Origin of the sequence: Subtercola boreus (genome assembly GCF_003399625.1) — a bacterium.
Lineage (GTDB): Bacteria > Actinomycetota > Actinomycetes > Actinomycetales > Microbacteriaceae > Subtercola > Subtercola boreus_C.
Genome location: NZ_NBXA01000091.1, coordinates 1 through 6,912, shown reverse-complemented (window position 1 = coordinate 6,912; position 6,912 = coordinate 1). Strand labels below are relative to the sequence as shown.

Below are 6,912 nucleotides of genomic sequence, written 5' to 3'. Positions count from 1 at the left end.
CAACCGCCGACGCCGCCAACGGGGCCTCGGCAAACTCACCCCCGTCGAGTTTGAGACAATTTACACAACCGCAAACGCGGCCTGAAAACCATCAACCCCCAGTGACAACCAAACTCTGGGCAGACCCGCGAGTAGGTGACGGGTGTCCTCATTAGAGATATGTCCGCTCGTCACCCACCGACAACCGATGGCTTGATGACGAGCATGTCCCTTAGGGTGACCCATCACAGTCCTGCCTCTCGCCGGCGGCATCAATAGCACGGGAGAAGAGAACGAAATGCTGATGGACCTGATGGACCTGATGGACCTGGTCGACCATGTGGTCGGCGTCGATCCCGATCGAGATCGAATCACTGCCGCTGCAGGGAGTGCGCCCAAGAGAAGAAGGTGTGACCCGGCGAAGCGTTCGCCGGGTCACACCTTCTGTGGAACTCTAAGAAACGGCCGACGTAGTCAGGCGCTTGGTGTCATCTCCAGCCGCGTACGGCGCAAAAAAGGAGATGAGTGCTTTGAGAAGGGGTTCGGGATTCTCGTCCATGACGTAGTGTCCACATTCGATCATGATCGACTCGGTGATGTTGTCTGCGACAAGGCGAAGCTCAAGCTCGACCCCATCTCCGCAAGCGAGACTGCCGGCGAACGTAAGCATGGGAACCGAGATTTTGGTCTTCATCCGGGCACGGTTCTGAGGGATGCAATCGTCGATGGCCCGGTAGTAGTCGAAACTACAACGCAGCGCCTCGGGGTCGCGTCGAACCGATTCGATGTAGAACTCTCGGGCGTGTTCTGGAACGGCGTCAGGAGATCCCGCCTTGGTGTCGAACTGGTGACCAATGTAAATGTCTTCCCGACCGCGTACCAGTTGTTCATTCACCGCGAGTGTGCGATTGAAGTTGAAGTGCCACAAGAAGTCGCTGAGCCGGCGGTCGTCGGGGATGAGTTCCGGTGAAGCCGAGACACCCGGCATGATCATCTCGCCAAGTGCGATTCTCTCGACCCGGTCGGGATAGTCCGCAGCTACCGCGTATCCGGTCGACGCTCCGATGTCATGACCGACCATCGCGAACGTCTCGTATCCGAGCGCCGACATCAGATCTGCCATGTCTTTGGCGAGGCTGGTCGAGTCGTAACCTGACAGCGCCTTTTCTGAAAGGCCGACGCCACGCTGATCGACCGCTATTACGGTGAACGACTCAGCTAGCGGAAGCATGAGCAGTCTCCACGCGTACCAGTTTTGCGGCCAGCCACCGAGAAGCAGTAGCGGCCGGCCGGATCCGCCGATTATCGCGTGCTGGCGAATTCCGTTCGCTTCGACCAGATAACTCTCGAATACATCGGTGAAGCCGAGGGGGAGATTCGGCGAGTTATGGACTGAACCATAGCCCTTTGCCTTCTCCAAAGAATCGAGCACATCACTTGACATCGTTGTCTCCAATCTGAGGGCAATCTTTGCCTAACAAAACGATATACCAATTTCAGAAATAAACAGAAAATTTCGAAGAAACAGCAGAAATATTCGAAATTGTTGTTATTGTGAAGTTCGTTGCCACGATGAGCACCGACGTTCGAACAAAGGGGTTCCATGATCACATCACTCGCCGGAAGAAAAGCGCTCGTAACGGGCGCTGGATCCGGAATCGGCAAGGCCACGGCAGCTCTGCTCCTCAGTGAGGGTGCCGATGTGGCGGCGCTCGATATCGATGAAGCTGGATTGGCCGAGCTCACTGGTCGCGTCACATCTACAAGTGGGCGGCTCATTTCAAAGCAGGTCGACTTCCTGTCTGCGGAATCGACCACGGCCGGCGTGAATGCAGCAACTGCTGAACTGGGCGGGCTCGACATTCTGGTCAACAACGTCGGCGCGGGCATCGGCCGCGTCTTCGACGACATCGACGATGAAATGTGGATGAAGACCCTTCAGCTCAATTTCATGAGCTACGTACGCACCACTCGACTCACTCTGCCGCTCTTGCGGGAGTCGTCCTACGGATCCATAGTCAACAATGCTTCAGATCTCGCTCGGCAGCCTGAAACCGTCCCTGTGGATTACGGCGCCAGCAAAGCAGCCGTACTCGCCCTGACGAAGAGCCTCGCCCGTGCAGAAGGGCCCACCATCCGAGTGAATGCTGTCGCTCCCGGCCCGATTTGGACACCATTCTGGAGCAAACCGGGCGGCTTTGCAGACGACTTGGCACAGCTTCACAACATGGAGCCGCAAGCCGCAGTGGAACATGAGATGAAGCTGCGGCAGCTTCCGTTGGCGCGCCTCGGTACCCCCGAGGAAGTGGCCAACGTCATCGTGTTTCTGGCCGGTGACCTCGCGAGTTTCGTCACCGGATCGGTGTGGGGCGTCGACGGCGGAAGCATCCGAAGCATCATCTAGCACGTACTGAACAAGCTCTTCTTCAGAATCTAAAAGGGATCCGTCATGGCAACAACACTCACCGCAGTTCCTAACCGCGACCTTCTCGCAACATGCTGGACCTGGTCCGGAGACGCCGCTCCCGGCCGCGGCGATGAAACGAGCCCCGTCGACCTTCGCACCCGCATAGAGGCTGTAGCCGCGGCGGGCTGGCGCGGCATCGGGTTTGTACACGCCGACCTTCTCAAGGCGAAACGCGACATCGGCCTACCCGAGGTGAGAAGCATCCTCGACTCGGTCGGGCTCGAAATCGTCGAACTGGAATTTCTGACCGACTGGTGGACGACGGGCGAGCGGCGCCGAACGTCGGATGAGTGGCGACGCCTTCTCTTCGAGGCCACCGAACTGCTCGGCTCACACACAATGAAAGTGAGCGGGGATCTCTCAGAAGCACCAGTTGACCTCGACACATTCGCGACCGCACTTGATCAGCTAGCCACCGAGGCCCGTGAGTACGGCACACGCATCGCAGTCGAGCCAATGCCTATGAACAACCTCGGAACGCTCGAAAATGGAGTGAAACTCGTCACGAGCATCGGCAACTCGAACCTCGGACTCTGTGTCGACGTCTGGCATGTGCATCGCGGCGGAACTGCATACTCAAGTCTGCCCGACCTGCTCGACATCAGATCCGTGTTCGTCGTCGAACTCGACGACTCACTCGAATCGATCAGCGGCGCATCCATCTGGGAAGATGCCATCGACGCCCGCCTGAACCCCGGCGAGGGCGAGTTCGACGTACCTGGATTCATCGCCGCAATGGTTCAGACGGGTTGGACCGGTCACTGGGGAGTCGAAATGATTTCGGAATCCCATCGACAGCTGAGCATCACCGACGCCGTTACCGGTGCCTTCCGCGCCTCTGAGGCCGCGTTCGACTCCGCCGACCGTATTTTGCAGAGCCATCGCTTCGCCGACAGCTGATCGTCAACTCATCAAACAAAAGACAGGTAACCATGCGCATCGCCAGCATCAAGGGACGCTCCACGCTCCTCATGGATGACTCTCACGGAATCGACATCGAGACCGCCAGCGGCGGAACATTCTCGTCCGATATGTCGAAGATCTATGACCATTGGGAAGACTTCGTACCGTGGACGGCGACGGCAACAGGCGACGGGATCGAAATTCTCCCGTCTGACTTCGATGCTCCTTCTCCGGCCGCTAGGCAGATCTTTGCGATCGGTTTGAACTATAAGAAACACGCCATCGAGTCAGGATTCGCGCTTCCTGAATCTCCGGTCGTTTTCACCAAATTCCAAAGTTCCGTAACGGGGCCAAACACCAGTGTCGACATTCCCCGTGAAGGGCACACCGATTGGGAGACCGAACTCGTCGTTGTCATCGGTTCGACGGCACGCAAGGTTGCGGTCGACTCGGCGTGGAATTACGTCGCAGGTCTCACGCTCGGGCAAGACCTGTCTGAGCGCATCCTGCAAGCCTCTGGGCCGGCACCACAATTCGGTCTCGGCAAATCGCTGAACGGATATGCACCGATGGGGCCCTGGCTGGCTACACCCGACGAATTCGCTGATCCCAACAACATCGAACTCGGATGCTTGCTCAATGGCGACGAGATGCAACGCAGTAGCACAAGCGACCTCATTTTCTCCGTCGCGGAACTCATCTCGAGGCTGTCCGCTACCGTCACTCTTTTCCCTGGCGACGTCATTTTCACCGGCACGCCGTCTGGTGTCGGTCTTGGGCGCGACCCACAGGTCTTCATCCAACCTGGCGACGAACTCGTTAGTTGGGCTACGGGTCTGGGCCAGATGCGACAGACCTTCACCGGAAGCTAATTCCCGCAGGTGTTCACACACGTGTCTTCGACGACTGTGACGTCGTTTCAGACAAGTTTATCTAGTTCGTTGAAAGGAATCCCGTGACCAACGCAGGACCCATTTCGGAGGTAGGTTACGTCTCCCTCCGCGCACGCGACCTCGGCGCCGTCGCCAGAAACGCCGTTGAGGTACTCGGACTGAACGAGGTTGAGAGCCCGCGCGATAAGGCCGTATTCGCTGCACAAACCGGCCGCCGCGAAATCATCTACACCCAAGGGGCCACCGACAGTCTTGATCACGTGGGGCTTGTGGCAGCCAATTCCGACGAGCTCGCCTCAATCAGAGACAGGGTGAAGCATGCAGGCTATCCGATCATCTCGGAACACCCGCTCGAGGATCACATCGAGGATGGATTCGCCTTCGTCGGCCCGGAAGGATTCACCTGGCAGGTCTACATCGACCGCGCCTCCTACAGCATGGTCAAAAACGGCGGATACGGCCCCGATCGCTTTGGGCACGTGAATATCCAGGCAACCGACACTATTGCCATGCGCGACTTTCTCAGCACCATCTTTGGCTTCAAAGTGTCGGATCACATCGGTCGCGACGCCGCATTCTTCATGCGCTGTAACAACGATCACCACGGAATAGCGATCTTCAAAGCATCACGAGCTGCACTCCACCACCACGCATGGCAAACCCAAAGCGTCGTGGACCTGGGACGACTCGGCGACCGACTAGCTCGCCGTGGCTCCCGCTTAGCCTGGGGGCCCGTCCGCCACGGCGCCGGAGACAATATCGCTGTTTATTACATCGAGCCGACGGGCGCAGTCATCGAGCTTTACACCGACCTCGAAATGATCTTCGACCCAGAACGAAACATACGTCACTGGGACGAAGATGACCTCTATTGGATCAACCGTTGGGACGGGCACGTTCCCAACGGCTTTTTGGATAATGGAATCCCACCACTCGGGCGATGAAGGCGCGGTCGGCTGGAGGGAGTCGACAGCTCGATCTTGAAGCCGGCTCGTGGCTTGAGCCCGCCAGGTTCAGTCTGGCGGGCTCAAGCCCGGTAAGAATGCGATGTTCTCGAACAGGCCCGACACTACAAGGTTTGGCCGCCCGCTACGCTCATAACTTCGCCCGTGATCTCCCGTGCCTCTCGAGATGCGAAGAATCGCACGGCAGCCGATATGTCGGAGGGCTGCTGAAATCTTTGCATGGGGATAACCGACATCCGTTCGGTTCGGACTTCAGCGAACGCTCGGTCAGTCTCCCGCGCGACCTCTTCAAGCGATTTCCGAGCCATATCGGTTTCTACGAAGCCCGGGCACACCGCGTTAACTCGCACCGCTGGAGCCAATTCGAGGGCAAGAGCCCTTGTGTAATGAACGATGGCTGCCTTTGCCGCACAGTATGGCGACAGAAGCGCCTCGGCCCGGATTCCCGCCTGCGATGCGACATTGACGATTGAACCGTCGGGACTCTGTTTCAAGTACGGCAACGAGGCCTTTGTCATGAGGAAAGTTCCTTTGACGTTGATGGCAAAAGTTTTGTCCCAATCTTCCTCGGAAATCTCGTCGGCCGCGCCTCGCGTGACGTAGCCAGCGTTGTTTACTAACAGATCTATTTGACCGAACAACTGAGCGATGCGGCCGACTACGCTTGCAACATCGTCAGCATTCGTGATGTCGCAGTGAAAATACTCCTCCCCGGAACTGATCGCGGGTGGTCTGAGGTCCACGACGGCGACGCGGGCGCCGGCGGCTCGGTAGTCGCGAGTGATTTGGGCACCAATGCCGCTAGAACCGCCAGTAACGATGACGAACCCCGGGTTCATTGTCTCAGTCATATTTCTCCTTGATTTCAAGCGTCGGCACAGTCAAAGCCGTGACGAACATATCGGTATCGGTGCTGCAGTACAGGTCGAGTCGCGCTCCGAGGGCGATCGTGAGAATCGAGCCGCGGTGAAAGGTGCGCGCGAGTCCGTCCACTGAATAATTGCCTTCACCGGAAAGAACAAAAACAGAGAACTCTTGAGTTGCTGCGTCGAAGCTGCGGATGGCTCCAGACGCCGTCGAGACGCGGGCGAAGGAATTCCATGCACCATTGAGATAGGGTGCTGCGACGATCCGCTCGCCTTCGCTGAGGTGCCCCACAAACCCTTCCGAACCAGCTGCTCCAGTGTCGTTTCTCGGCTCGCCGACGAATGCCTCCGGGCCCTCATCTGTGTGCCGGCGGTGTGGCATGAGAGATGTGATTGCGGGTGGGAAAACCTCAATTACAACGAACTCGAGCGGCTCGGAGCCGGTGTTGGACGCTGCGTGCTGGCCTCTACGGGCTTGGAAGCCGGTACCTCCAGCAGCGAACGCTCGACCGCACGATCATCATCGTGACCGCCGTTCTGCTCGCTGCGTGCATCATGCCCGTCGCTGTGCTGCTCGTACACGGCGTCCGATTATCAAATAAACCACTAACACCCGCGCGAATATCGAGCCTCGAGGCAGCCGAATGCCTGCATCCACCCCAGACGAAACCCCACACACCCCGCCAACCTCAACCAGGCTCGTCAGCCCATCTGAGGCTGACCCCGTTTCCCGGACAGGTGGTTGGTTGGTCAGGCTGCCAGTGTGAGCTGGCGGCGTTCGTACTCTAATGGACTGAGGTAGCCGATGCCGGAGTGGCGTCGGCGGGCGTTGTACCAGC

8 protein-coding genes are annotated in these 6,912 nt (G+C 58.2%); 4 read left to right on the top strand and 4 right to left on the bottom strand.

Going from position 1 to position 6,912, the window contains the following annotated elements:
* Positions 1-433: 433 nt before the first annotated feature.
* Complete coding sequence (locus B7R21_RS19555) at positions 434-1,423, bottom strand: alpha/beta fold hydrolase (RefSeq protein ID WP_116284925.1); 990 nt, start codon at positions 1,421-1,423, stop codon at positions 434-436.
* A gap of 159 nt (positions 1,424-1,582) precedes the next feature.
* Here B7R21_RS19555 and B7R21_RS19550 point away from each other — a divergent pair, with 159 nt between their 5' ends.
* The 4 genes from B7R21_RS19550 (at position 1,583) to B7R21_RS19535 (ending at position 5,186) form a co-directional block, all read left to right on the top strand.
* Positions 1,583-2,383: an SDR family NAD(P)-dependent oxidoreductase gene (locus tag B7R21_RS19550; RefSeq protein ID WP_116284924.1), complete on the top strand. Its 801-nt coding sequence runs from the start codon at positions 1,583-1,585 to the stop codon at positions 2,381-2,383.
* A gap of 45 nt (positions 2,384-2,428) precedes the next feature.
* A complete protein-coding gene (locus B7R21_RS19545) occupies positions 2,429-3,346 on the top strand; it encodes a sugar phosphate isomerase/epimerase family protein (RefSeq protein WP_116284923.1) in 918 nt (305 codons plus the stop codon).
* A 32-nt stretch (positions 3,347-3,378) separates the two neighbouring features.
* Positions 3,379-4,221 (top strand): fumarylacetoacetate hydrolase family protein, encoded by an 843-nt coding sequence (locus tag B7R21_RS19540; RefSeq protein ID WP_116284922.1) that lies wholly within the window; start codon positions 3,379-3,381, stop codon positions 4,219-4,221.
* Positions 4,222-4,304: 83 nt separating this feature from the next.
* Positions 4,305-5,186, top strand: a complete 882-nt coding sequence (locus B7R21_RS19535; RefSeq protein ID WP_116284921.1) for a VOC family protein — start codon at positions 4,305-4,307, stop codon at positions 5,184-5,186.
* Between the two features lie 125 nt (positions 5,187-5,311).
* Here B7R21_RS19535 and B7R21_RS19530 read toward each other — a convergent pair whose 3' ends face one another.
* The 3 genes from B7R21_RS19530 to B7R21_RS21090 form a co-directional block, all read right to left on the bottom strand.
* Positions 5,312-6,058, bottom strand: coding sequence for an SDR family NAD(P)-dependent oxidoreductase (locus B7R21_RS19530; protein WP_116284920.1), 747 nt, complete (start codon positions 6,056-6,058; stop codon positions 5,312-5,314).
* A complete protein-coding gene (locus tag B7R21_RS19900) occupies positions 6,051-6,365 on the bottom strand; it encodes a hypothetical protein (RefSeq protein ID WP_147305997.1) in 315 nt (104 codons plus the stop codon). Before B7R21_RS19900 ends, B7R21_RS19530 begins: the two co-directional genes overlap by 8 nt.
* Positions 6,366-6,823: 458 nt before the next feature.
* Positions 6,824-6,912: IS3 family transposase (locus tag B7R21_RS21090; RefSeq protein ID WP_367302594.1), on the bottom strand; the 89-nt coding region annotated here is incomplete at its 5' end.